The 25,541-nt window shown below is 37.1% G+C and carries 23 protein-coding genes, 1 tRNA gene and 1 pseudogene; 11 read left to right on the plus strand and 14 right to left on the minus strand.

Going from position 1 to position 25,541, the window contains the following annotated elements:
• Positions 1-81: 81 nt before the first annotated feature.
• The 5 genes from ACP5P5_RS03795 to ACP5P5_RS03815 all read left to right on the plus strand — a co-directional run bounded on the left by ACP5P5_RS03795 (position 82) and on the right by ACP5P5_RS03815 (position 4,555).
• Entirely contained in the window at positions 82-1,647 is a 1,566-nt protein-coding gene (locus tag ACP5P5_RS03795; protein ID WP_428284784.1) for an SUMF1/EgtB/PvdO family nonheme iron enzyme, read from the plus strand.
• A gap of 129 nt (positions 1,648-1,776) precedes the next feature.
• Positions 1,777-3,063, plus strand: coding sequence for a UDP-N-acetylmuramoyl-tripeptide--D-alanyl-D-alanine ligase (locus ACP5P5_RS03800; protein WP_428284785.1), 1,287 nt, complete (start codon positions 1,777-1,779; stop codon positions 3,061-3,063).
• A gap of 13 nt (positions 3,064-3,076) precedes the next feature.
• Positions 3,077-3,724, plus strand: a complete 648-nt coding sequence (locus ACP5P5_RS03805; RefSeq protein WP_428284786.1) for a Crp/Fnr family transcriptional regulator — start codon at positions 3,077-3,079, stop codon at positions 3,722-3,724.
• Between the two features lie 35 nt (positions 3,725-3,759).
• Positions 3,760-4,098 (plus strand): rhodanese-like domain-containing protein, encoded by a 339-nt coding sequence (locus tag ACP5P5_RS03810; RefSeq protein ID WP_428284787.1) that lies wholly within the window; start codon positions 3,760-3,762, stop codon positions 4,096-4,098.
• Between the two features lie 22 nt (positions 4,099-4,120).
• Positions 4,121-4,555 carry a DUF983 domain-containing protein gene (locus ACP5P5_RS03815; protein ID WP_428284788.1) on the plus strand — a complete coding sequence of 145 codons (435 nt, stop codon included), beginning with the start codon at positions 4,121-4,123 and terminating at the stop codon, positions 4,553-4,555.
• Positions 4,556-4,564: 9 nt separating this feature from the next.
• Here the strand turns inward: ACP5P5_RS03815 and ACP5P5_RS03820 are convergent, their stop codons facing one another.
• The 7 genes from ACP5P5_RS03820 to ACP5P5_RS03850 all read right to left on the minus strand — a co-directional run bounded on the left by ACP5P5_RS03820 (position 4,565) and on the right by ACP5P5_RS03850 (position 12,808).
• Positions 4,565-5,821, minus strand: coding sequence for a hypothetical protein (locus ACP5P5_RS03820; RefSeq protein WP_428284789.1), 1,257 nt, complete (start codon positions 5,819-5,821; stop codon positions 4,565-4,567).
• Between the two features lie 163 nt (positions 5,822-5,984).
• Positions 5,985-6,533: a hypothetical protein gene (locus ACP5P5_RS03825; protein WP_428284790.1), complete on the minus strand. Its 549-nt coding sequence runs from the start codon at positions 6,531-6,533 to the stop codon at positions 5,985-5,987.
• 65 nt (positions 6,534-6,598) lie between these two features.
• Positions 6,599-8,008 (minus strand): hypothetical protein, encoded by a 1,410-nt coding sequence (locus ACP5P5_RS03830; protein ID WP_428284791.1) that lies wholly within the window; start codon positions 8,006-8,008, stop codon positions 6,599-6,601.
• A 27-nt stretch (positions 8,009-8,035) separates the two neighbouring features.
• Positions 8,036-10,846 carry a carboxypeptidase-like regulatory domain-containing protein gene (locus ACP5P5_RS03835; protein WP_428284792.1) on the minus strand — a complete coding sequence of 937 codons (2,811 nt, stop codon included), beginning with the start codon at positions 10,844-10,846 and terminating at the stop codon, positions 8,036-8,038.
• 200 nt (positions 10,847-11,046) lie between these two features.
• Positions 11,047-11,133 (minus strand) — tRNA-Ser (locus ACP5P5_RS03840).
• Positions 11,134-11,251: 118 nt separating this feature from the next.
• On the minus strand, positions 11,252-12,019 hold the full coding sequence (locus ACP5P5_RS03845) for a TatD family hydrolase (protein WP_428284793.1): 768 nt from the start codon (positions 12,017-12,019) through the stop codon (positions 11,252-11,254).
• A 153-nt stretch (positions 12,020-12,172) separates the two neighbouring features.
• Positions 12,173-12,808, minus strand: a complete 636-nt coding sequence (locus ACP5P5_RS03850; RefSeq protein WP_428284794.1) for a polysaccharide deacetylase family protein — start codon at positions 12,806-12,808, stop codon at positions 12,173-12,175.
• A gap of 55 nt (positions 12,809-12,863) precedes the next feature.
• Here ACP5P5_RS03850 and gltX point away from each other — a divergent pair, with 55 nt between their 5' ends.
• From gltX to ACP5P5_RS03870, 4 genes are read left to right on the plus strand one after another with little or no spacing between them, the layout of a single operon-like run.
• Positions 12,864-14,387: a glutamate--tRNA ligase gene (gene gltX / locus ACP5P5_RS03855; RefSeq protein ID WP_428284795.1), complete on the plus strand. Its 1,524-nt coding sequence runs from the start codon at positions 12,864-12,866 to the stop codon at positions 14,385-14,387.
• 38 nt (positions 14,388-14,425) lie between these two features.
• Positions 14,426-15,982 carry an ArnT family glycosyltransferase gene (locus tag ACP5P5_RS03860; RefSeq protein ID WP_428284796.1) on the plus strand — a complete coding sequence of 519 codons (1,557 nt, stop codon included), beginning with the start codon at positions 14,426-14,428 and terminating at the stop codon, positions 15,980-15,982.
• 39 nt (positions 15,983-16,021) lie between these two features.
• Positions 16,022-16,441: a cobalamin B12-binding domain-containing protein gene (locus ACP5P5_RS03865; RefSeq protein ID WP_428284797.1), complete on the plus strand. Its 420-nt coding sequence runs from the start codon at positions 16,022-16,024 to the stop codon at positions 16,439-16,441.
• A 3-nt stretch (positions 16,442-16,444) separates the two neighbouring features.
• Positions 16,445-17,221 carry an enoyl-CoA hydratase/isomerase family protein gene (locus tag ACP5P5_RS03870; RefSeq protein ID WP_428284798.1) on the plus strand — a complete coding sequence of 259 codons (777 nt, stop codon included), beginning with the start codon at positions 16,445-16,447 and terminating at the stop codon, positions 17,219-17,221.
• A 5-nt stretch (positions 17,222-17,226) separates the two neighbouring features.
• On the opposite strand, the gene ACP5P5_RS03875 is transcribed toward ACP5P5_RS03870, so the two are convergent.
• The gene (locus tag ACP5P5_RS03875; RefSeq protein WP_428284799.1) at positions 17,227-18,624 is read right to left on the minus strand and encodes an alpha-L-fucosidase; all 1,398 of its coding nucleotides are present in this window, start codon (positions 18,622-18,624) and stop codon (positions 17,227-17,229) included.
• Between the two features lie 145 nt (positions 18,625-18,769).
• Between ACP5P5_RS03875 and fumC the strand changes: the two genes are divergently transcribed.
• Positions 18,770-20,164 (plus strand): class II fumarate hydratase, encoded by a 1,395-nt coding sequence (fumC, locus tag ACP5P5_RS03880; RefSeq protein WP_428284800.1) that lies wholly within the window; start codon positions 18,770-18,772, stop codon positions 20,162-20,164.
• Between the two features lie 234 nt (positions 20,165-20,398).
• On the opposite strand, the gene ACP5P5_RS03885 is transcribed toward fumC, so the two are convergent.
• The 6 genes and pseudogenes from ACP5P5_RS03885 to ACP5P5_RS03910 all read right to left on the minus strand — a co-directional run bounded on the left by ACP5P5_RS03885 (position 20,399) and on the right by ACP5P5_RS03910 (position 24,965).
• Positions 20,399-20,749, minus strand: a complete 351-nt coding sequence (locus ACP5P5_RS03885) for a hypothetical protein (protein WP_428284801.1) — start codon at positions 20,747-20,749, stop codon at positions 20,399-20,401.
• Positions 20,750-20,752: 3 nt separating this feature from the next.
• Complete coding sequence (locus ACP5P5_RS03890; RefSeq protein ID WP_428284937.1) at positions 20,753-21,040, minus strand: hypothetical protein; 288 nt, start codon at positions 21,038-21,040, stop codon at positions 20,753-20,755.
• A 34-nt stretch (positions 21,041-21,074) separates the two neighbouring features.
• A pseudogene (locus ACP5P5_RS03895) lies at positions 21,075-21,218 on the minus strand (hypothetical protein); the annotation flags it as partial.
• Positions 21,215-22,546: a hypothetical protein gene (locus tag ACP5P5_RS03900; RefSeq protein WP_428284802.1), complete on the minus strand. Its 1,332-nt coding sequence runs from the start codon at positions 22,544-22,546 to the stop codon at positions 21,215-21,217. The gene ACP5P5_RS03900 and the pseudogene ACP5P5_RS03895, both read right to left, overlap by 4 nt.
• A 363-nt stretch (positions 22,547-22,909) precedes the next feature.
• A complete protein-coding gene (locus ACP5P5_RS03905; RefSeq protein WP_428284803.1) occupies positions 22,910-24,265 on the minus strand; it encodes a Y-family DNA polymerase in 1,356 nt (451 codons plus the stop codon).
• Between the two features lie 121 nt (positions 24,266-24,386).
• Entirely contained in the window at positions 24,387-24,965 is a 579-nt protein-coding gene (locus ACP5P5_RS03910; protein WP_428284804.1) for a hypothetical protein, read from the minus strand.
• A gap of 74 nt (positions 24,966-25,039) precedes the next feature.
• On the opposite strand from ACP5P5_RS03910, the gene ACP5P5_RS03915 reads away from it, so the two are divergent.
• A complete protein-coding gene (locus ACP5P5_RS03915) occupies positions 25,040-25,540 on the plus strand; it encodes a LexA family protein (protein WP_111293782.1) in 501 nt (166 codons plus the stop codon).
• Position 25,541: the final 1 nt, after the last annotated feature.

A 25,541-nucleotide genomic window follows, 5' to 3' on the forward strand; every position in this document is an offset into this window, starting at 1 on the left:
ATGTACAAAAAATCGCCTATATTCGCACAGCGCAAAATTTACCCTCTATTTTTACTGATTAAAAACTTTAAATTTCGAAACATGCAATTGCTTACAACTGCAAGAAACTGTGTGCTGTTATTGTCGCTGATTGGCGCTGCTACTTCTTGTAATGTATTTAAGAAGAAACCCGAAAAATCGTCAGTAACGGGTTGGAATTATAATGATAAAACACAGGGTAATTTTTATGTTGCCAAACCCAAAGACATTAATACAGCCCCAGGTTTAGTATTTGTTCAAGGTGGTACTTTTACAATGGGTGCTACTCAGGAAGATGTAATGGGCGATTGGAATAATATTCCCCGTCGTGTTACCGTTAATTCATTTTTTATTGACAAAACCGAAATTGCCAATGTGCACTATCGGGAATATTTGTATTGGGTAGAAAATGTATTTAGCGATACTACTGCATACCCTGAAGTAATTGAAGCTGCAAAGCCCGATACTTTGGTATGGAGAAGCGAATTGGCCTATAATGAACCTTATGTAGAATACTATTTCCGCCACCCTGCCTATAACTACTACCCGGTAGTTGGCGTAAACTGGAAGCAAGCCAACGACTTTTGCGTTTGGCGAACTGACAGGGTAAATGAATTAGAGTTAATTAAGAAAGGATACATTAACAAAAACAATATTAAAACTGAGTTGAACGGTGGTGGTCAGGAAAACTTTAATACCAAAGCTTACTTAATGGGTGAATACCAAGTACAACCCGGAAAACTAGCCACTTCTAAAAGCAACCCCTTAAAAGATTCGCAAGGCCGCCCAAGAACCACCGTTAAATTTGATGATGGTATTTTATATGGTGATTATCGTTTGCCTACCGAAGCTGAATGGGAATATGCAGCCTATGGATATATTGCTGAAAACCCGCAAGTAAAAAGAGGTAAAAAATCAAGAGGTGAAGAAAATATAGCTAATAAACAAATTTATGCTTGGAAAAATGCAGGCTTCGATAACCTTCGTTCAACCAAAGCAGGTGCTTACCAAGGCGCTTTCCTAGCCAACTTTAAAAGGGGTGCAGGTGACAATATGGGTGTAGCCGGTGGTTTAAACGACAATGCTGCTATTCCTGCTGAAGTAACCTCATTTGCCCCTAATGGTTTTGGCATTTATAACATGAGTGGAAACGTAAGCGAATGGGTAGCCGATGTTTACCGCCCATTAACTAGTTTAGATGAAGATGATTTCAATCCATTCAGAGGGAACGTATTCAAAAAAGTAGATATGAGCCGCGGCACCGGTAATTTACGTGATAGCCTAGGACGTATTATCATGGTTCCTGAATCTGATTCTGCTTTAAGAGAAAGAAGAAATTATCAAAGAGCATATGCTAAAAACTACTTAGATGGTGATTCATTAAGTGGTGTTAATTACGGATATGGCATTACCACATTAATTTCCGATAAGTCTCGTGTAGTAAAAGGGGGTAGCTGGAACGACAGACCTTACTGGTTGTCACCAGGCACTCGTCGTTTCCTAGAGGAAGACCAAAGTAGCAGTACCATTGGATTCCGTTGTGCAATGACTCACTACGGCGCAGCTGAAGGAACATCAAGAAAAGCACAAACCGGTAACTTCTTCCCTGCAAGAAGAGCCAAAAGATAAAAGGAAAGGTAAATACAGCAATGCCACTTTATTGTGGCAAAAGAAAACGCCATCTGCCATTCATGATGGCGTTTTTATTTAAAATTAATGCTACCTGTGCTAAATTGCAAGCTATTTCAATGAAACAATATGATTAGTATACCACAATTATATGATCTTTACCTTCAACACCAACAAGTTAAAACCGATACCCGCAACATTCAACCCAATGATATATTTTTTGCTTTAAAAGGACCTAACTTCAACGGTAATGCATTTGCGCAAGATGCTTTAACTAAAGGTGCAGCTTATGCTGTTGTTGATGAAGCACCAACCCAACCTAATGAAAAAATACTGGTAGTTGAAAACGTTCTACAAATATTACAACAACTTGCCTTACACCATCGCAAACAATTTACCATTCCATTTTTAGCTATTACTGGCAGTAACGGAAAAACGACTACTAAAGAATTAATTAATGCAGTATTAAGTCAACACTACATATGTTACACCACTCAAGGAAATTTAAACAACCATATTGGTATTCCCCTAACTATTTTACTTATAAAAAAAGACGCACAAATTGCCGTAATAGAAATGGGCGCCAATCACCAAAATGAAATTGCTGGGTATTGCACTTACACTTTACCAACACACGGTATAATTACCAATTGTGGCAAAGCACATTTAGAAGGCTTTGGTGGAATTGAAGGGGTAAGAAAAGGAAAAGGTGAACTATATGATTTTATAAGAGATAATAAAGGCACCATATTCATGAATGCTGATTATGATTATTTATGGAACATGAGTAATAATATTACCGAACGGATTACTTATGGAACCCAAAATGCTGATATTGTTGGCAGCATAGTTGAAAATAATGAAATGCTTGCAGTAAAAATAACAAAAGGAACCAATGCATTAAAAACCATTCACACACATTTAGTAGGTGAATACAATCTTCCTAATGTACTATGCGCTGTGGCAGTAGGAAAATACTTTAACGTACCCGAAGAAAAAATAAAAGCAGCTATAGAAGCCTATCAACCGAACAATAGTCGTTCACAATTAATTGAATTCAACAATAATCATATTATTTTAGACGCCTATAATGCAAATCCTACAAGCATGAGAGCCGCTATTGAAAATTTTGCAAAAATTCCAAGCCAACATAAAATTGTAATGATTGGAGGAATGATGGAGCTTGGTGCAGATAGTGTTTATGAACATCAACAAATTGTTAACCTGCTTCAACAATTTAATTGGCAATCGGTTATATTGGTAGGAGGTGATTTTAAGCAGGTTAATCACCCATATCTATATTTAGAAGATTCAATAGCAGCAGCCGAATGGTTCAAAAGTCAACATTTAAATAACACATATGTACTAATAAAAGGTTCCAGAAGCATGCAAATGGAAAAAATACTCAATAAATAATCTCGTTCAAATTATGCAGCCATTATATAAAATGTTTCCGCAATTAGAGCCCGCTTTATTAGAAGAAATAGAAGCGAACGCTATTGTAAAAACAATTCCTGCCGATGAGGTATTAATACGCACCGGTCAATATATTAAAAGTGCATTATTGGTTATTGAAGGAACTTTAAAAATTTTTAGGGAAAATGATGAAGGTGCTGAATTCTTAATGTACTATTTGCAACCAGGCGAAGCTTGTGCTATCTCATTGGTTTGTGCTTCTAAAATGGAGGCTAGTAAAGTAATGGTAAAATCTGTTGAAGAAAGTATCATAATGATGGTGCCTATTCAACTAATGGACCAGTGGATGAGTAAATATAAAAGCTGGTATTATTATGTTTTAGAAACCTATCGCAATCGATTTGAAGAACTATTAATTTTAATTGACCATGTGGCATTTAGGAATATGGATGATCGTTTAGTTTTTTATTTAAAACGTTATGCCAAAGCACACAAAACCAACTTTATTAACCTTTCTCACCAGCAAATTGCCGATGAGTTAAATTCATCTAGAGAAGTAATTTCAAGATTATTAAAAAAATTAGAACAAAAAAAACTGTTAGCACTTTCAAGAAACACCATTGAATTGAGAGAAAATTTTTATAAAGAAATTATAGATTAGCGTAACATTTGTCACATTTTATGCATAACCCGTATATGAATTTTGCAGAAACAGATTTTGTGAGTAAGCGATTTATATCAGAACAGCAACCAGTGCAACATTATTTAAAAGGTTTTTTTAGAAATGGTGCAATTATTATTGACATAAGGTCAAATGAGGCTTATCATCAAGAACACATTAAAGGAACTACCAATATACCATTTGAAAAACTAAAGTTGGCTATTCCAGCATTAAAACAAATTAACAGGGTATATATTTTGGTATGCGAAACAGGCGCCAGTAGCAGCATAGCAGTAAATATACTTAGAAATGAGGGCATTGAAGCTTATAATGGCGGTTGCTGGAAACAAATAAGTGAAATTGTTTTAAATTAAATGAAGTAAAAGTTAAAGGCATATGCGTAAGTCAAGAAAAAATCCGGGTTATTTAATTGCAACGCTAACCAATAAATGCCCAAGATGCAGACAAGGAAATATATATGTTACGCAAAATGCTTATGATTTAAAGCATAATATTGAAATGCATGAAAGATGCCCAGTTTGTGGACAACCTACTGAAGTTGAAGAAGGTTTTTATTATGGTACTGGTTATGTTAGTTATGCATTGTCTGTAGCTTTCTTCGTTACTACATTTGTTGCTTGGTGGGTTCTTATAGGCATGTCTTTTGCCATTGATGATATGCGCATTTTTTATTGGATGGGTACTTCCATCATCTTAATCATACTAATTCAGCCTTTAATTATGCGTTTATCACGTTCTATCTGGCTGAGCTGGTTTGTAAAATATGATCCGGAATGGGAAAAACATCCTGCAAAAGAAAAACTATATTAAACGCTACATTTATAAGAATAGTTGATATTGTAAAGTAACTGAATTTAAACGTTCGGATTGAACGATAGCATTATTTTCAATAGTATAAAAGGGTCGATTTTGTATATCCAATGTAATTATTGATTGTTGCCCGTGCATTAAATAATTCAAGCCAACATTAAAAGTGTGGGTAGTTAACCCGTTTAATTTATCATACTTAGCTAGTGTTGCAGATGCATATGGAAGAAACTTTCCCTTTACTTTTTCATTTTTATTACCCACCAAATACCCCAATTGCGAATAAACAATATGTCCTGTTCCAAACATCGGCAATGCGTTTCCGTAAATAGGCCCATTGTTCAACAAAGTATTATTGGCAGTTAAAACAGTGCCATTAGCAGGATTCATGATGCCATTGTATCGTAAATAATTTTTTCCATAATTGGTATTGATATAACCTAAATAGGCAGATATGGCTGAACCTTTTTTACTATTCAGTGGCATGTCTAAAAAACTTTCAATCGCAAAATGCTGCATGGGTTGATAAAGGGTGTCATAATTTTGTAATTGCCATGATGAATTAGCCTGATAAATACCGCCCATAGCAATATTCCATATTTTCTTTTTTCCTAAGTAAGTACCGGCCATATAAGGAGTAACATGAGGTTCCTGCTCAAAAAATTGATATATAATATATACCTGCTGCTGTAAATTGTGGCGGTTTTGTGCAAATGTTGCATCACTGTTAATGGGAAATAAATTTGTGCCTGACGAAGTAATAGGGAAAGGATCGCTTAGAATAAATCTATAATCCAATTTACCCAATTGGCCACGGGCATAAAAACTTAACTTCCGGCTAAAGATATCAGTTTGATCAACTGTTGTTTGTAAAAAAACAGGGAAATCCATGGTTAAAATACTGCTAATAGATGGTTGCGTAAATCTGGAAAGTCCCGCAGCAATAGTAAGTCCGGCGCCTAATTTTAGTTCATTAACAGCTGTAAGACTATATTCACACAAGGCATCATGAAAAAAGGCAGCTACTTTTCTATTGCCATTGTTGCTATTGTATTGTGCATTAAAATTGTTTTGTCCAAATTGAAAATATAGAAAAGCCCTATCCGCTATTTTACCAAACATTTGTATTCTTGAACGGCGTAACCCAATATCAAACGTATTTTTTTGCAAATCGCCTTCTACTGTTGTACCCGGATTGTTTTGATTATACCTTAGCCAAACCTGATTTAAAAATGTAATGTAAATTGAAAATATTGCTTCCCGACTCATTTAAAGAAAAACGTAAACTGTTTTGTTGGCCAAAGCAACAGTGTTAATACTTAAAATAAATATACCAATAAAACGCATATAGCAAGGGTTAATTTTTCAAAGCCGTAATATAATAAAGCTAAGTTTTCCCTGCAATACTTTTACAAACGAACGGGTAATTAAATTATTTTTTTAATGAACGTTTGAATTTCGATGTATCATTAGCATAATTTGTGCCATGCAAATAATCGTAGTGACTACGAATTAAAAAATCTGTTAGATTAATGGTTGGCTGCATAATAGACAATATTGATTTATTACGCTGTTGAAGTACATGATTGATACTTACATTATACACTAAAGTATCAACATTATTTAACCAAAGCACTTCTTTATGAGAAGCTGAAATTAAACGGAAAGTATCTAAATACTTTTCCCAAAAAATACCTTTGGGTGTACAAACAATTTTTTGTAATGCAGATTGAACAGAATCGCCTTGCTGCATTTTAAAATCATACACATGAATCAGTAAATCATTTTGTCTGCTAAAATATAAATAAGAAGTATCCCTGCCTTTTATTACCCGCCAGTTATTGTTGCCAAATAAATGAAAGATACTGTCCATTTGATAAATGGGCATTAAGATTACTTCATTAGAAGTTGGTTGCTTTTTTTGTTGTGCACAAGCCAATAATAGAACAACACTTATTATTATCAATAAAAAACGAACCATATGTATAAAAAATAACAACTGTTCTATATGCAAAATATAGAACCGTTGTTGTGATTAGTGAAATATTAATTAAACTTTGTCCAAGTTTTCCACCAAGCATCACCCGGAGCACAAGCACCGATATATGCTACTGATGTGAAAAAACTATTTGTCAATTTTGCATTAGTGAAAGATGCTCCTGACTTTGCCGGAGAATTAGCCGTTGGATTAAAATCGGGAGTTGAGTAGTTAAACGGATCACCTAATGCCAACTCACTGTTTTCATTCAATATGGTATTTTTATAAGCAGTTGTATTGTACCATCCTAAAATTGAGGCATCCGTTGCTCCGGTAGGTGCAGTGGCAGAAGGTGCATATTTAACAGGGGTTGTACAGCCTGCTATCATAGTATTCTGCACAAATAAACTTGGATTGGAACCTGAAAAATTTAAATCGGTTGGGGTACCCTTACTGGCATCAATTAATAAACCTTGGGGCCATCCGGCAATAATTGAATTCATGATGCTGATACTTGAATTCCTTCTTATTTGAGCACCACATAAAAACAAATTATTCCCCTTATTATTTATTTGCGCTTTTGGGCCTAATACGGTCATATTGCTAAATACGGCATTAGTTTGCGGTAATAACGTACTCCCATTGGCGTCGTTATCACTTTCAAAAGCTTCACTTTTTGAAATGTCGGCTACGGCACTATCACGCAAAGCAATACCAAATTGAACATTACCCTGGTATCCATTGTCAGTATCAAAATCATCATCTAAAGTTCTAAATGAAATCAAGTGTTTACAATTAACGGTTCCGCCAAACCATTCAAAAGAATCATCATTTGCATACGAAACTTGTACATAATCAACTACAGTACCATTACCTACACCACCAAATGTTAAACCATTAATTTCCTTATCAGGTAAAAATGCGTAGCCGGCATATTCTATACGAACATATCTTAAAATTCCACTATTGTCTGCAGGATTAGAACTGGCACCCAAACCATACAAACCCAATCCGTCAGCATTGTTAATACCCCCTTCAATTTCACCAATACCTGCTTGTCCATTAAAAGATGCATTGGTAGGTGCCTGACCTAATAACACCACGCCAGACCAATCGCCCCTTTGAGGATTAGCAGCTTCTGAAGTAAATATAATCGGCTTATCGGGCGTACCATCGGCGATAATTTTTGAACCGCGAGTTATAACCAAACCGCCTGCTTTATTTAATTCACCTACAATTTTAGTACCGGGCTCAATGGTTAAAATTGCACCTTCCGTTACATAAACCAAACCACGTAATTTATAAGTGTAGTTGGCTTTTAAAGTTGTGTTCACTTTAATTCTTCCTTCTAAAATTGTATTTTCAGTTCCCTGAGGTTGTGTGGGTGTGGAATTACTCACCGTTCCATCTACCTCAATTTTTCTGCATCCGCTAATAATAAAAAGGGCTGCAGTTAGCATCATGAATAATTGCTTCATACGTAAAGTTGGTTTAATTGAACAATTTTATTTTATAATTGAATAAGCAAATGCTACGTTAATGTTGGTACCATACTTCCTTCTGATTGCCAGGGCATCAACACCGGCATCATATTTTTTATTATCATTTAAATCGTGGTAAAAACGCGCTTCCTGATTAATAATATCAGAAATATTTAATTTGATTTCCCCTCTGTTTTTTAATACTTTTTTCGCAAGCTGTAAATCTAACAGTGGCCTTGGCGCCTCCCATACCGGAGGATTATCACTACCCCCTACATAATAAATACGGCGACCAATTTGATTATAAAGCAGCGTTGTATTTAATCCTAAACGCGGCACATCATATTGCAAACCAATATTTAATAAGTAAGGGCTTTGCCCCTGCATGGGTCTGTCTAAACTGGGTACACGGTTGTAGATGTAGGAAAGATTTCCCTGTACCGTAAAATTTTTAAGCGCATAAAACATATCTAATCGCTTTCTAAATTCTACCTCTGCACCTACACTTTGTGCATTATCGGGCGAAATATAATTGAAGGTACCTGAGCTGCCTGCGCCGGTATTATTGAAATATAACTCGGTAGGATTTTGAAAGTATTTGTAGAATACACCTACATTAAAAATTTCTCCGGCACGTGGATATAATTCATACCGTAAATCAATATTTGAAATTTTAGTGCGCGGCAAATTGGGATTTCCGGTAATGGTGGCACCTAAATCAAAATCATAAAACGCAAATGAAGACAACTCTCTAAATTCAGGGCGAATAACTGTTTGAGAACCAGCTAATCGGATATTTACTTTGTTATTTACTTTATAGGTAGCATTAAAACCGGGTAATACGTCTAACTTTTCGGTATGCAGGTAACGGGGATCTGCTTTGCGTACACTGCCTAATAACTGGTCAAAATTTTCAACCCTTGCACCCCATATAATACGCAGCTTATTATTCAATAACTGATTATCAACTTGTACAAAACCTGCATTTAAAATTGAGTTAGCAAGGTATCGGTAACGAATGTCATATATTTCATTAAACGCAAATTTGTTATCGGTACCATTACCAAAGTTTTGCGGACTAAATACTACATCAGGCTGCTGTAAACGTAATGCCGGATTATCGATGGGTAAATAAATAGCAAAGGGACGTGAATCGAATAAGCGATCTTTTACCTGAAAGAAATATCCTGCTTTAATAGTTTGTAATTGATTTTTTACACGATACGACTTGGTAATATTTCCCCCGGTTGTATATATATAATCATTTAAAAAACCATAGTAACGGCTACCACTGCGTTGTGAAGTTTTTGAAGCACTAATTAATAATTCATAAGGTGATGTGGGCACCAAAGGATCTTCCTGATTGTATTGAATACGTCTTTGATCAGGAATATATTGATCAAGAATGGCAAAACTGGCAAACCAATCTAACTTAATTTGAAATGGTCGAATAAAATGCTCACCTGAAAGATTGGTATTATAATAAGTATTGGCTTTAAAGGCTAATTCTGTGGCACGTATATTATCACCAGTGGTTGAATTGGTTTCAAAATCTTTACCGGTTCGCTCCGTAGTGTAGTCTGATGTATTTACATTAAAAATATTTTTCCACGACAATTTATTGTAATTACCTAATTGTAGGGTTAATGAACCCAAGGCACCCCATAAAACATCATTAGCATATTTGTTATTGGTATAATCGAAATTAATGCTGGCCTGGCTGTTTGAGAAAGAGTATATTCTGTTTTCAAAGAAAGTGCGTCGAGGCGATAAATTATAATTCAATGCAAATACACCACCCAACTTATTACGTACCCCCATTGTTGTATTAAAGCCTCCGGCTATTCTAAAATTTTTTGAAAGCAGGGCTAAGTTGTTATTCTGTGCATTGGCCGACCATATATTCTCAAAACGTTTACCCCAATTGGTTTTTTCTTCAGGTGATAAATCATTAAACACTGATTTTGTAGGAATACCGGCGGGCAAAGCTCTGGTACCATCATCAAAACCTAAGAAATCTAATTTGCCACCTTTATAATTGTAAAAGTCATGCCCTATGGTTTGCGTATTTATTCCGGTACCCACTTGCACTTCCATAAATTTTTTTAAGGGCACATCATTGGTTGTAATTTGTACAAGCCCCCCGGCCCATTCGCCGGAATATTCCGGTAAAAATGTTTTATTGATGATAATATTATCAATAATATTAGAAGGGAAAATATCGAAAGCAAATGTTTTTCTATCTGGCTCAGTTGTACTCAACAAAATTCCATTCAACATGGCCTGGTTATATCTATCGGCCAATCCTCTTACAACTAAATAACGACCATCAATTACTGAAAGCCCCGGAATACGTTTTAATACCTCACCTGTATTTCTATCGGGTGTTCGCTTAATGGCTTCAGCAGATAAAACTTGTGCAACAACAGCAGTATTTTTTTGGTACTGAATAGCACTATTAATGGTTTCAACTTTTGCTTGCGTACGCGAGGCAGCCTTAACAGTAACATCACCTAAATTGTTACCTGCATCTTCCAAATGTATCGCCAATGGCTCACCGTTAGTTTCAGCCGTTACATCGGTTATTGTTTTTGTTTGGTAACCTACATAACTTATTTGTAAAGTATATTTTTGCCCAACATTGGCTTTAAATGAAAAAACACCTTCCACATTCGTTTTTACTACCTGTGTTGTGTTTGCACCGTTAACGGTAATGGTAGCCCCTGCCAAAGGTTCATTTTTACTGCCATTTACTTTTCCTTGCACAGTAACTATTTGTGCATATACAAGGGTATAACTTAAAAAACAGCTTAATAACAAAATAACTTTCTTCACAAACTTTAGCTTTGTTTGCGGCAAAAGTAAAGGGTTGTTTTACCGTTTTCGGAAAACTTAAATTAAGCAATTATTAAGTTTTTTAAACAGTATTTAAAATATTAAAACTCAATAATAAAGGGCTTTACAGACAGAAAAAACAGAAAACTTAATAAAAAATTAATACAAAAAAATTGCACTTATAGCGATAAAAGATATTGCAGAGGGGAAGGGATTCGAACCCTCGATACGGTTTCCCGTATACACACTTTCCAGGCGTGCTCCTTCAACCACTCGGACACCCCTCTGTTTGTTTTGCTGCTGTTGTTGCAGATGAACGGATTGCGACGCAACAAGTGTTAAATCGGCGTTACAGCAGCCGGTATCAAAAATAAAAAATTGGGCAGCAAAAATAGGGTTTACCTACTATATTGGGAATATTTTTTGTGCATTAGCTGTTGTAATAGCCGCCAACTCCTCTAAACTTAGGCGTTTAACTACTGCTAAATGTTCGGCAATGTATTGCAAATAGGCAGTTTCATTGCGTTTTCCGCGATAAGGCACCGGTGTTAAATAAGGCGCATCAGTTTCCAGCACCAGGTGTTGCAAAGGAATTTTTTCCAGCACTGCCGATAGGCCGGCGTTTTTGTAGGTTAGCACTCCTCCTATCCCTAATTGAAAATTCATGTCAATAATTTGAACAGCACTTTCGTAACTGCCACTAAAACAATGAAAAATTCCGGTTAATCCTTTTTGGGCAAATGGTTTTACCTTGTTAATGGTTTCTTGCATGGCGTTACGGGTATGAATTACTATAGGCAATTGATATTCTAACGCCCATTGCATTTGCGTATCAAAGGCTTCATATTGTTGTTGAGTAAAGGTTTTATCCCAATAAAAATCTAAACCAATTTCGCCTATTGCTGCAAAGTTTCGTTGTTGTAAATATTGATGTACCAATTGTAAAGCATCATTCACTTTTTCGTTTACAGAGCAAGGATGCAAACCCATCATAGCAAAACAATTTTGTGGATATTGTTTTTCTAATTGAAGCATTGCATCATAAGTGTTGGCATCAATAGCAGGCAAATACATTTTAGTAATGCCTGCAGCTAAAGCGCGCTGTATTACTGCATCTCGATCATTATTAAATTCTTCAACATACAAATGCGTGTGCGTATCAATGAATTGCATAAAATATTTTTTATTACCTCATTCACAATAAAAAAAATCAGGTATCGTTTATAAGTTACAATTACAAAATTGTTAGAAAGTATAAAACAAATTCAACTTTGTTTTCATAGGGTACGGAATAAACAGGGCCGGAGTATTTACTCTGGCCATTTTTTATGTAACAGCTTTGAACACATAACCTTGCCGTTTAAAATATTCTAAAACTTTAGGTAATACATATTGCAAATGATTGAATGCTTTTACACTATCGTGAAAAACAACAATAGAGCCTGGTTGTGCAAAACTAACTACATGTGCTAAGCATTCAACTGAACTAATAGAGGCATCAAAATCGCCACTCAAAACATCCCACATTATAATTTTAAAAGGCTGCTGCATATTATTAGAAGCCGGCGTTTGCAATACCTTTGCTTGAAAACGGGTAATGCGACCATAGGGCGGCCGAAACAAAGATGAATCAATGTAATTTTTTGCATGAAATATATCTTCAATGTATTTCTGATTAGGTGTTTCCCAACCGTTTACATGTTGAAAACTATGGTTACCAACTGCATGTCCTTCATTTAAAATACGTTCATAAATATTGCCTAACTGTGCTACATTTTTCCCCAAACAAAAAAAAGTTGCTTTTGCCTCATAATCCTTCAACACATCTAATACAAATGGAGTAGCGTTTTTTTCAGGACCATCATCGAATGTTAAAAAAAGTATTTTTTCTTTTACGGGTATGCGCCAGGTTAATGTAGGATACAATGTCCTTAACCACCATGGTGTTTTAACGAAATACATACTACAAAGATATTTGTAATTATAATAAAGCAGTTTGCGGTATTATATTTGCAGCATGGAAAATAAACCAGTTAGGGTGCGCTTTGCCCCTTCTCCTACCGGCGGATTGCATTTAGGTGGTGTACGCACCGTTTTATTTAATTATTTATTTGCCAAACAACATGGCGGTACTTTTATTGTACGTATTGAAGATACCGACCAAACACGCTTTGTAGAAGGTGCTGAACAATATATTTTTGATTGTTTACAATGGTGCGGATTAACACCTGATGAAAGTCCTGTTAGCGGTGGCCCATTTGCGCCATACCGTCAAAGTGAGCGCAAAACTATTTATAAACAATATGCATTGCAATTAGTTGAAAAAGGCTACGCCTACTATGCTTTTGATACACCGGAAGAACTGGAAGCCAAAAGAAAACAATTCCCTAATTTCCAATACAATCACCAAACTCGTCATCAGTGCAGTAATTCACTTACTTTAGCACCTGAGCAGGTACTGCAAAAATTAGCCAATAACACACCCTATGTTATACGCATTAAAATGCCAGAAAATGAAACTGTTACTTGCAACGACCTAATTAGAGGAAAAGTAGAGTTTAATACAGGCCTCAGTGATGACAAAGTGCTATTAAAAGCAGATGGCATGCCCACTTATCATTTAGCCGTAGTGGTTGATGATTATTTAATGCAAATTACCCATGCCTTTAGAGGTGAAGAATGGTTACCCAGTGCACCTATTCATATTTTATTATGGCAATATTTATTTGGGTTAGATAAAATGCCACAATGGGCACATCTTCCCTTAATTCTAAAACCTGATGGCAATGGCAAACTAAGCAAACGCGATGGAGAACGTTTAGGTTTTCCGGTATTTGCAATGGACTGGACTGACCCTGCTACAGGTAACACAACAAAAGGATTTAAAGAACGTGGTTTTTTGCCTGAAGCATTTGTAAATATGCTAGCCATGCTAGGATGGAATGATGGTAGCGGCCAGGAAATATTTTCTATTGAAGCATTAATAGAAAAATTCTCCATTGAACGCATACACAAAGGCGGGGCCCGCTTTGATTATGAAAAAGCCAAATGGTTTAACCATAGTTGGATACAGCAATTGCCCGTACAACACTATGCAGCAGCAGTAAAAAAATATTTTAGTGATGCCGGCATTACCATTACCCATACCAATTATTTTTATCAGGTAATGGAATTGGTTAAAGAGCGTTGTAACTTATTATCCGATTTTGTAGAACAAGCAGGTTTCTTTTTTCAACACCCTACCAATATTGATACTAGTGCCATTGCAGCTAAATGGAATGAAACTAAACAACAATTTTTCGTTGAATTAATGCGCAACCTTGAATTAATGTCCATTTGGAATGCTGAGAGTTTGGAAAACGATTTTAAAGAAATGGCAGCAGCGCATCAGTTAAAACCAGGTGAGCTTATGTTACCATTTAGAATTATGTTGGTGGGTGGAAAATTTGGACCGCATGTTTTTGATATTGCTGCATTGATTGGTAAAGAAGCAACTATACTGCGTATTAAGCACACGTTACAATTATTGGCTGCACAATAAGGAGTGCACAATAAAATGTATTACCTTACTGCTATTCAATGAAGCGGTTAAATACTTTATTATTCCTTTTAGCCGGCGTGCAGTTTGTATTGCCTTTTCTTTTACAAAATGGCAGATACGAACCACACCGCGATGAATTTTTGTACTTAGCCGAGTCACACCATTTGGCCTGGGGCTACATGGAGGCGCCACCCTTACTTTCACTGTTAGGATGGATAACTAACCACTTAGGCACTCAGTTATTTTGGATTAAAATGTGGCCGGCACTATTTGGTTGTGGCACTTTTTTACTTGCAGGTACAATTACCCTAAAATTAGGAGGAAAAGTATTGGCACTGCTTTTTACCTGGTTTCCTTTTGTGTTTGGAGCCTATTTGCGATTATTCTTTTTATTCCAACCTAACTTTTTAGAAGTATTTTTTTATACAGCTATTGCCTTTTGTTGGTTTCAATGGTTATTGACACAAAACACCAAATGGATATACGTTAGTGGCATTGCATTGGGCATGGGTTTGTTAAGCAAAGCTTCCGTTTCATTTTATGCTGTAGGATTATTGACAGGTTTATTATTAACCCCACAACGTAAAGTATTTACGCAAATTGCTATTTACATTGCAGCATTGATTGCCGTTGCTATTTTTCTACCGCATTTCATTTGGCAATACCGGCACCATTTTCCCGTATTACACCACATGGAACTTTTACAAAAATCACAGTTGGTACATATTGCTTATACCGATTTTATTAAAGGGCAGTTATTGTTGAATGTATCGTGCATCTACATTTGGTTAGTGGGTTTATATTGGTTACTTTTCTCGAAAATGGGCAAGCCATTTAGACTGTTTGGATGGGCTTACTTAACCGTTATTGCTCTTTTGCTGACACTTCATGGCAAAGACTATTATGCACTGGGGCTATATCCTATATTGTTTGCTTTTGGCGGTTTTCAAATTGAACAATTTACACAAATTCATACACGTTGGTTGTTATATCCTGCACTTACATTTACTATTTTAATAGGCCTATTCTTATGGCCATTGCTACTACCTATTGCATCACCGAAACAATTAGCTGCTTACTATTCTGCCACACATTTAAACAAAAGCGGCTTATTAACCTGGGAAGATCAACAAGAACATAGTTTGCCGCAAGATTTTGCTGACATGATTGGATGGAAATCGACCATCCAAAAATTGGCAGAATTTTATAACCATTTACCTGCTAATGAGCAACAACATACCATTATATTTTGCAGAAATTATGGATGGGGCGGTGCAGTTAATTTTTATGGAAAACGTTATCATTTACCGGAAGCATATTGCGATGAAGCATCCTTTTTATTATGGCTGCCGCAACAAAATAATGCATCTGTAAACAATATTATTTTATTAGCCAAACACTTACCTGATGCGAATGATACTGCCTTCCATTTTTTTGAAAAATATTCAGTAATTGATTCACTTAATAATGCATTTGCCCGAGAGAATGGAACAAAAATTATATTTTTTCAAAAAGCCAACCCTGGATTTGGCTATTGGTTAAGCAGCAAAATCAACAGTTTGCAAGCCCCATTCAATTCACCTGCTGTAAAATAACCATGCTTTACTTACTTTTGTCGGCACCAATAAGGCAGTATGACCAATGCATTAAACAGGCCCATTAGGGTGTTAATTGCTAAAGTAGGTTTAGATGGGCACGACAGAGGAGCCAGAATAATTGCTACCGCCCTGCGCGATGCCGGAATGGAAGTGATTTATACCGGGTTGCGCCAAACACCCGAAATGGTGGTAAATGCCGCATTACAAGAAGATGTGGATGCCATTGGTATCAGCATTTTAAGTGGTGCACACATGACTGTGTTTCCACACATACTTGCTTTAATGAAAGAAAAACAAATGGATGACGTTTTATTAACCGGTGGCGGCATTATTCAGGAAGAAGATATTGACACATTGCAGCAAATGGGGGTTGGCAAATTATTTACACCGGGCACACCAGTCACTGAAATTGCTGATTATATTCAACAATGGACATTAGAACACAGAAAATTTTAAACTATGTATAGCACTATTTTAACTGAATTAAAGAACAACATATTTACCATTACCATTAACAGACCTGACAAGCTGAACGCATTAAACAAAGCAGTGTTTGAAGATTTAAACAAAGCTTTAGATGAAGTATATACAAATGAAGAAATTCTTTCGGCTGTAATTACCGGAGCAGGCAATAAAGCTTTTGTTGCGGGCGCTGATATAACTGAATTCAAAGGCCTTACAGTTGAGCAAGGAAAAGAACTGGCCAAAGCCGGACAAGATACTTTTTTTAGAATTGAAAACTGCCCTAAACCAATTATAGCTGCCGTCAATGGGTTTGCGTTAGGTGGTGGTTGCGAACTGGCTATGAGTTGCCATTTTAGGGTGGCAGCGAACAATGCTAAATTTGGACAACCCGAAGTAAACTTGGGCTTAATACCCGGCTATGGTGGTACACAACGTTTGGCACAATTAATTGGCAAAGGCCGTGCTATGGAATTATTAATTAGTGCCAACATGATTGATGCTGCTACTGCTTTACAATATGGCTTAGTAAATCATGTATTTGAATCCGAACAACTATTAGCCGAAACCTATAAAATCTTAGCCAATATTAACAGCAAAGCACCTTTGGCTATTGGCGCTTGCATTAGTGCATTAAATGCCGGTTATGATGAAGCCCGCGATGGCTATGCAGTTGAGATAGACGCTTTTGGCTTTTGCTTTGCTACTGATGATATGCAAGAAGGGACTCAAGCATTTATTGAAAAAAGAAAAGCTGTGTTTAGCGGTAAGTAAACCCACTACAACACAGCTTGTAATAATTTTTCGGGAAGTTGGTAAGCAGCAATTTGTTTTAAATAAGGCAAATTTTTTGCACCACTCACTACAACAGATAACTCTGTTGCTTTACAAGTTGGGAAAAACACCATGCGTTGATGCCCAACAGTTGTAATGGGTATTGTTTGCTGCACTTCACCATTAATACTAATGCTAATATTTACGCTGCTAATGGCCTGCCCCTTCGTTAGGTCTTCTTCCAGCACCACACAATTCATTGATACAGGTTCTTTAAAAATGTAGTGATAGGCCGGATATCTTCTTTTCACATCTTTTCGGTTGGTATGGTTGGTTGTAACCATTGCACCCCGTTGCAATAAATTTTTGGCAAAAGCCTCTTCACGTAATTTTTTAAATTGCATTAACGCCAATGAATCTTCACTATTAAAAAGGCCTTTACGGTTAGGTGGAACATTTAATAATAAATTGGCACCACGCCCTACACTTTTAGTGTAAATATTCCACAACTGCAAGGGTGTTTTTACCAAACTATCCTCGTTGCTATGGTAAAACCATCCTGGCCTAATACTTACATCGCATTCAGCAGGGATATAACAACACCCATTATAATTACCTGTTTGTAAAGTATCGGCTGGTGGTGCACCAATGCCGGGGGTAAATGTAGCAGTATCTAACGTATTCCAGTTGGTTGTGCCGGCTATTCCTTTTTCATTACCCACCCAACGTATATCAGGACCAACATCACTGAAAATAAGTGTTTGGGGCGATAGTTTTCGCACGGTTTGTATAAACAAAGGCCAATCATAAACTTGCTTTTTACCATTTGGGCCTTCGCCATTGGCACCATCCCACCACAGTTCGGTAATAGGCCCATAGTTTGTAAAAATTTCTTTCAACATATTTACAAACACGGCATTATATCCCGGTGTGCCATATTGTGGATGATTCCTATCCCACGGCGACAAATACACACCAAATGACAAACCATATTTTTTACAGGCTGCTGCACAAGCTTTCAATACATCGCCTTTGCCGTTTTGCCATTTACTTTGTGCTACCGTGTGGGTGCTGTATTTACTGGGCCATAAACAAAAACCATCATGGTGTTTAGCAGTTATAATCATTCCTTTTGCACCGGCCGCTTTGGCAATTCGTGCCCATTGTTCACAGTTCAAAGCAAAGGGGTTAAAAACATTTTCGGGTTCATTACCTAATCCCCACTCTTTATCGGTAAAAGTATTCGGGCCAAAATGCACAAATAAATACAATTGCTGATTTTGCCAGGCCAATTGGGCTTCTGTAGGCTTAGGCAATAAGGCTAATCCGTTAGCATCGGTTTGTGCTTTTCCCAACAGTACCATCCATAAAAAGCTTATCCCTAAAGTAATTCTATACAACATGGGCAGATAATTGGTATTCTATTCTCAATATTAGTCATTCTTTTTCTTAACGAAACAAAATCCACAATTTTAATGGCAAACAAAACTTAGTCATAACTTTGCGGCTACATAGACAAAAAATCTTTTTACATTAAAAATAAACCATATGGAATATAGAATTGAAAAAGATACCATGGGCGAGGTAAAAGTTCCGGCACACGTTTATTGGGGCGCACAAACAGAGAGAAGTGTAGAGAATTTTAAAATTGCCAGAGATATTAATCAAATGCCCAAACCCATTATTCAGGCATTTGCTTATTTAAAAAAAGCAGCAGCCTTAGCCAATTTTGAATTGGGGGTTTTATCCGAAGAAAAATGCAAAGCCATTGCAACTGTATGTGATGAAATTTTATCCGGCCAATTAGACGACCAATTCCCATTGGTAGTTTGGCAAACCGGAAGCGGCACACAAAGCAACATGAATGTAAATGAAGTAATTGCCTATCGTGCGCACGTATTAAAAGGCGGAAAATTAACTGATAAAGAAAAATTTTTACACCCCAATGATGATGTGAATAAATCACAATCCTCAAACGATACCTTTCCCACGGCCATGCATATTGCAGCCTATAAAATGTTGATAGAAACAACTATTCCAGGTATTACTCAACTAAGAGATACATTGGCCGAAAAAAGCAAAGCATTTATGCATGTGGTAAAAATTGGTCGTACCCACTTTATGGATGCGACACCATTAACCTTAGGCCAGGAATTTAGCGGTTATGTTGCCCAATTGAACCATGGCTTGAAAGCCATACAAAACAGTTTAGCCCATTTAAGTGAATTAGCACTGGGAGGTACTGCTGTTGGTACCGGCATTAATACGCCGAAAGGATATGATGTATTGGTGGCCAAAAAAATTGCTGAATTAACCGGATTACCTTTTGTAACTGCAGCCAATAAATTTGAAGCTTTGGCTGCACACGATGCAATTGTTGAAGCACATGGTGCGCTAAAAACAGTAGCTGTAAGTTTAATGAAGATTGCCAACGATATTCGCATGTTATCATCAGGCCCACGGAGTGGCATTGGCGAAATACATATTCCGGATAATGAACCCGGTTCTTCTATTATGCCCGGTAAAGTAAACCCCACACAATGCGAAGCATTAACCATGATAGCCGCTCAGGTGTTGGGTAACGATGTAGCCATTAATGTTGGTGGTGCTACCGGCCATTTTGAGTTGAATGTATTTAAGCCCATGATGATTTATAACTTTTTACACAGTGCCCGTTTAATTGGCGAAGGTTGTATAAGCTTTAATGAAAAATGCGCAGTAGGCATTGAACCCATTGAAGCCAATATTAAGAAGCATGTTGACAATTCACTTATGTTGGTAACAGCTTTAAATACCAAAATTGGTTATTATAAAGCCGCTGAAATTGCGCAAAAAGCCCATAAAGAAGGTACTACATTAAAAGAAATGGCACTTAAGTTAGGGTATGTAACACCTGAACAATTTGACGAATGGGTAGTGCCGGCCAACATGGTAGGTTTGTAATACAGAAGAGTAAGTTTCTAATGAATAACACAACGGGCATGGCATTGTTCATGCCCGTTTTTTTATGTTACCACTAATTTATCAAAGAAATTATTGTCAGTTAAAAAAATTAATTCGTATGATGAGAATAAAAAGTTAAACCCACAGATATATTAAAAATATTCAACTTAGTATATACATTCACAAATGTTTTTGGAAAGCGAGTGTATATTAAATTTTATTACTATGTTCTTTTTATTTTATTACAGTATTAGTATCATATACTTCAATTACATATTTTGAATTTGGAGTGCCTGATAAATCTGAGTAATAAAAGCCTTTATTTAATTTTCCATCTTTTAAATTAAATCTAGATTCAATTCTGAAATCATGAGCATTAATATTAATACTATTGAATGGAATGATAATTATGGAGCGTTTACTTGCTCCTATTTTATCAACTTTAAATGTTTTATCTTGAACGTTAAGAATCAAAGAATTTATTGTTTCATCGCTCTTATTTTCAATAATGATTTTAAAATCTTTCTTGTTGCAATAAATCAAGAGGCTAGAAAATAGCAATACGATAAAAAATATATGTTTCATTAATTATTGATTTGTCGGTGTAAGTTGAGTCGAGTTTGTAATTCCATGTGTTGCAGTTAAGGGATTGTTTAATCCGTTAGCTCCCCAAAAATTCGGGTCTTGTGATGGAGAAAGAACAGGTTTTAAATATCTTAATTCTCCATTTGTAAGTTTAGTTAGTACATCAGATGAAAGACTTGAATTTGATGTGAAAATTGGAAACATTACATTTCCAACTAGATGTCCAACAGCATTGTTCCACAAATCCATATCTTTTTCTTTTTTGTAACTGAGGAGGTACTTCACTTTCATGTGCATCAGAAAAAAGTTTAGCAATATTTTCAAGTGTCATTGGGTCTAAACCTAAGTCTCTTCTGTTCATGGCATTAAAAAAAGCATGTCTAAAAGCATCACTCTTATCATTTAACCCATTTTGCCCAAAGATTGAAATTGTCTCTTGTTCGGCTATCGGTTTGTTTTTACTTATCATATATGCATGAGTTGGATATTTTTAACTAAGGCTTTTTCCGCTGCTGTTAATCGGTCATATTGACCGTTCTGATCTTGGTCTAAATCTAGGTTAAAATTATTGGGGTTATCTAACCAATTATCATCCTCCCACCAGACATTGTTTGAACTGCTACTTGAATAATATTGTTGATTAAATGCTAAATAATCTAGATCTGACATCATTTTATTAATATGCTCATTTGCGATACTATTTGCCAGAGGATTAGTTGTGCCTTGCAAATAGTTGTAAATTTCATTTGCCCTCAAAGGATTACTTTCCAACCAAAGAGATTGAGCATATGAGAGCCCTAATTGATTTGAAAGAGCGGTAACTGTTGGAGAAAATCCGCTTCCGCCACTTCCTCCACCAAATCCACCACCGCCAGTCCACCACCAACTCCAATCGGGTTCAGTGGGGCCGCCACCACTTATTCCTCCACCCGGATTCCAAGGAAAATAAGGATAACCGGTGCCATAATCCCACCAATTGCCATTGCTATTTCTGGTGCCACCCACACCATCTATAATACCATCCCTCGGTGTTGCACAATTACAACTTCCCCCTCCTGTACAATCAATGATAATGGTTAAAGTTACAGAGTAACTTTCTGTAAAGTACACTGTATTCCCATCAAGGGTAACTTCGAATGAATATGAAATCGTAACTTCTATGCTCATTTCACAACCACCACCCACCATTGTCCTTCTTGATGATTGTGTGCTTTGGGTATTGGTTTGCTTTGGCCCATTAAATACAACGGCCACATCTCTTATTTTTCCCTCTATCGGCGTTTTAACTTCTAGTACCTTCTGATTATTAATTTCCTTTTCAAAATACCCAAAGACTGCCTGCGTATTTAATAAGTTATTTTTAGCCTCTACCGTTTTAGGGTGAATGGCATTTAATGAATCTCGATTATACAACCGGTAAGTATATAAACTATCATTGTGTTTATAAGCCACTAAGTATGACTGAATGGTATTAGTATTTTGCGCTTGTAATGGTATAAAAAATATACCCTGACTGCCCTCCGTTTTATTACTTTGCGTGTATTTTACAGTGTTACCTGCTGCATTAACCCCATATGTAGATAATTGTTTACCTGAGTTAGAATGATTGCTGCTATATATTACTTTATCCCATCTCGGTATGCCATTTTTCTTTACAAATGCTGGTAAAAAATGAAATAGGCTATCCTGCTTTCTAATATCGGCAGCTAATTTTTTTATGGCAATATCCGCTGTAGTACCGGTATTAAAAAACTGTTGTTGTAATTGCGCATAATTGGGGCTTTTTATATTGGGCATACTGTCATATTTGCGGCAACCAAACAAAAAAGCAATCATACTAAAAAGCATAAAAAAGCAAAAGATTGTTACCGCATTTGTTTTGTAATTGTGGGGGGGGATGATTAATTTTTTCATAGTAAAATGATTTTAGTTATGATAAAAATAATTAAAATTTTATTAAAATAAAATTATTTTCATCTTTTTTTAATCTATTACTTACCCCCCATTCATTCCGGTTCCACCCTTTTGCCATCCATCTACCTATCAACAGCGTTGCGCAACGCTGTTGAGTCGAACCAGTCTCGAAGCAGGGTCGAAGCAATTAGCTAGGGGTACCCATTAAGGAGAAGCCAATGGGTATACATTTGAATAATTGCAGCCCTACTGCACCAAGGGTAATTCCTTCCAACGGGCGGTATAACGGGGGCTACGCAGTTCCTGGCGCATTTTCCAGTTGCGGCCGGTTCCACCGGCCGCAAAATGCAACACATCATTCCGCATACTTCCATTAATATTATCCATTACCTCCATTAATTTACCATTGGCATTACCGGGTGGCGGCACAAATAAATTGCCGGGCGGGGCCTCGGCCGGTATAATACCACTTAACAGTACCCCTGCTTTCTTGTATATTTTGCCGGGTGCATATAACTGCTCGGCTAATTGCAAAGCCGGCTTTATCAGCTCATTGGTATTAGCAGTGGCATTAGGCAATATTATTGAAGCACTTACCGAAGGGCCATGCCTGAAATGCCCACCCGGTAACTGCTCGGCTTTATATACCATAAATACCGTAATAACCGATGCCACACTTTTTTGCCTACGCAACTTTTCGGCAGCACGGGCTATATAAGTTGCCACTGCCTCTTTTACCTGCTGCAATTCCGTAACGGGTATACCAAACATGCGGGTAGTGGCAATCATTTTTTTGGTAACCAATTCATCGCCCAGCCCAATAGCCGGTTCGCCCTTTAGCTCTTTTAATAATCGAGCACCCACAACCCCACCCAACTGTTTGCGTACCCAATTTTCGGGCATAAGGCTTAACTGCAGTGCATCATAAATACCAAAGCTGTTCAACTTTTCGGCATAACGGCGGCCAATGCCCCAAATATCGCCTACCGGTGTTCGTGCTAATGCCTGCTGTATTACTTCAGGCGTATCTAACACATATACGCATTGCGTGGCTTGTTTATTTTTTTTAGCTATATGGTTGGCCATTTTACTCAGCACTTTAGTAGGGGCAATGCCCACCGATACTGAAATACCCGTCCACCGCTCTACTGTTTTGCGTATATGCAAAGCCAATGCTTTATAGTCGGCAACCTTCCAACCCGACAAGGCTAAAAAAGCCTCATCAACCGAATACACTTCCGTGTTTTGTTCACCCACCAAAAAGCGCAAAGTATCCATTACCCGCTTGCTCAAGTCGCCATATAAATTGTAATTAGAGGAAAAAGTAGTTACGCCATATTGTTCAATAAACGGTTTGGCTTTAAAATAAGGACCGGCCATTTCAATCCCCAATCGCTTAGCTTCATCGGTTCGGCTAACAATACAACCGTCGTTATTGCTAAGCACCACTACCGGCCGGTTCCATAAATCGGGTCTAAACAAACGCTCACAACTACAATAAAAACTATTACAATCAACAATAGCATACCATGTATCCTTATTTTTATCGGCATTGGCAACCACTGTTGCAGGCAGTGCCGTATTAACTTGTTGTGTATTCATACCACACTAAAAACAAACGAAATATTTGAATAAACGAATAACTGATGCCCATTGTCCGGAACGATGAAGTGATTGCGACGCAACCGGCGATGCTACAAGGTACCATAGCCGGTATTACACCTTACAACAAATGATATTTACATAACGGCACCTCATTGCTGTAATTATTTTTACATTTTAACAATACCCATTCCGTTGCCATAAATGCAGCATAAAACACCTGCTGTGCATAGTGGCTAACAGCTTTTCGGTACACATTAGGCGGCAATGCTGCAGCAAGGGGTATATGGGCACGTTGCGTAATTTGTAAATGCGGAAAACCGTTGTCACTAATATAATTATCAATGGGTTGCAATGCCTGTATCCATTGCTGAAAACAAACAGGTTGTTGCACACGTACATATATGGTATGTTCGGGTATACTGCTGTAATTGTTTAATGTTACCGATAATGCATGTTGCATACCGGCAATGCGTTGCAAGTAGCGCAACAAAGTATTTTCCATGGCTTCGTGGGCAGTAAAATGGGCTATGCATAACCGAGGTGCGCCACACACATACCCATATTGTGCCGTAAAAAATGCCTGTTGTTGCCGCAGCATTTGCTGTACAAAATGGGGCAAGGCTACCACTAAACTGTATGAATAGGCTGTTTGTTGAAGCTTGCCTGCCCCCGTGGCTGTTAATGATACTGTGTGCATAAACATTTTTTTGATTGTCAACAAATTTAGCATAAAATTGCTAAATAATTTAGTAAACAGCAAAATATTTTTTTATGATAGATAATATTGCCTACACGCCTGCCTACCGTGGCAGTAAAGATTTTACCCAGCACCACATTCCCACCGCCAATGCCAATGGGTTTGGTGCTGCCGCCGACGATTATATGGAACGGGGTATTGACCTGAATGAACAACTGATTATGAACAAGCCGGCTACCTTCTTCTTCCGTATGAACGGTGATGCCATGACGGAGGCCGGCATTCATAGCGGCGACGTGTTAATTGTTGACAGAAGTGTACCCATAGCATCGGGCAAAATTATTGTGGCAGCTATTAACGGTGAGCTATTGGTGCGTCGGTTGCAAACGCATTTTAATCGCGCTACCCTATTGGCCGAAAACAGCCGTTATGCCCCTATTGAAATTACCGAATTTAGCGAGCAGTACATATGGGGTGTAGTTACCTGCGTTATTCATATTTTAGAAAAGGGATTATTATCGGGCGGTACGATTAATAAACCCAATAGCAACAACAAAAAAGGCATTCATTATTAGT

This window comes from Hydrotalea sp. (genome assembly GCF_049968455.1).
Taxonomy (GTDB): Bacteria; Bacteroidota; Bacteroidia; order Chitinophagales; family Chitinophagaceae; genus Hydrotalea.

Bases quoted from the DNA above. Each gene is read 5' to 3' on its own strand.
- ACP5P5_RS03875 (WP_428284799.1), bottom strand. From the start codon at position 18,624: ATGTTGTATAGAATTACTTTAGGGATAAGCTTTTTATGGATGGTACTG.
- ACP5P5_RS03830 (WP_428284791.1), bottom strand. From the start codon at position 8,008: ATGAAGCAATTATTCATGATGCTAACTGCAGCCCTTTTTATTATTAGC.
- ACP5P5_RS03870 (WP_428284798.1), top strand. From the start codon at position 16,445: ATGTATAGCACTATTTTAACTGAATTAAAGAACAACATATTTACCATT.
- ACP5P5_RS03815 (WP_428284788.1), top strand. From the start codon at position 4,121: ATGCGTAAGTCAAGAAAAAATCCGGGTTATTTAATTGCAACGCTAACC.
- gltX (WP_428284795.1), top strand. From the start codon at position 12,864: ATGGAAAATAAACCAGTTAGGGTGCGCTTTGCCCCTTCTCCTACCGGC.
- ACP5P5_RS03810 (WP_428284787.1), top strand. From the start codon at position 3,760: ATGAATTTTGCAGAAACAGATTTTGTGAGTAAGCGATTTATATCAGAA.
- fumC (WP_428284800.1), top strand. From the start codon at position 18,770: ATGGAATATAGAATTGAAAAAGATACCATGGGCGAGGTAAAAGTTCCG.
- ACP5P5_RS03800 (WP_428284785.1), top strand. From the start codon at position 1,777: ATGATTAGTATACCACAATTATATGATCTTTACCTTCAACACCAACAA.
- ACP5P5_RS03905 (WP_428284803.1), bottom strand. From the start codon at position 24,265: ATGAATACACAACAAGTTAATACGGCACTGCCTGCAACAGTGGTTGCC.
- ACP5P5_RS03795 (WP_428284784.1), top strand. From the start codon at position 82: ATGCAATTGCTTACAACTGCAAGAAACTGTGTGCTGTTATTGTCGCTG.
- ACP5P5_RS03865 (WP_428284797.1), top strand. From the start codon at position 16,022: ATGACCAATGCATTAAACAGGCCCATTAGGGTGTTAATTGCTAAAGTA.
- ACP5P5_RS03825 (WP_428284790.1), bottom strand. From the start codon at position 6,533: ATGGTTCGTTTTTTATTGATAATAATAAGTGTTGTTCTATTATTGGCT.
- ACP5P5_RS03820 (WP_428284789.1), bottom strand. From the start codon at position 5,821: ATGAGTCGGGAAGCAATATTTTCAATTTACATTACATTTTTAAATCAG.
- ACP5P5_RS03850 (WP_428284794.1), bottom strand. From the start codon at position 12,808: ATGTATTTCGTTAAAACACCATGGTGGTTAAGGACATTGTATCCTACA.
- ACP5P5_RS03860 (WP_428284796.1), top strand. From the start codon at position 14,426: ATGAAGCGGTTAAATACTTTATTATTCCTTTTAGCCGGCGTGCAGTTT.
- ACP5P5_RS03900 (WP_428284802.1), bottom strand. From the start codon at position 22,546: ATGCCCAATATAAAAAGCCCCAATTATGCGCAATTACAACAACAGTTT.
- ACP5P5_RS03805 (WP_428284786.1), top strand. From the start codon at position 3,077: ATGCAGCCATTATATAAAATGTTTCCGCAATTAGAGCCCGCTTTATTA.
- ACP5P5_RS03915 (WP_111293782.1), top strand. From the start codon at position 25,040: ATGATAGATAATATTGCCTACACGCCTGCCTACCGTGGCAGTAAAGAT.
- ACP5P5_RS03885 (WP_428284801.1), bottom strand. From the start codon at position 20,749: ATGAAACATATATTTTTTATCGTATTGCTATTTTCTAGCCTCTTGATT.
- ACP5P5_RS03910 (WP_428284804.1), bottom strand. From the start codon at position 24,965: ATGCACACAGTATCATTAACAGCCACGGGGGCAGGCAAGCTTCAACAA.
- ACP5P5_RS03890 (WP_428284937.1), bottom strand. From the start codon at position 21,040: ATGAAAGTGAAGTACCTCCTCAGTTACAAAAAAGAAAAAGATATGGAT.
- ACP5P5_RS03845 (WP_428284793.1), bottom strand. From the start codon at position 12,019: ATGCAATTCATTGATACGCACACGCATTTGTATGTTGAAGAATTTAAT.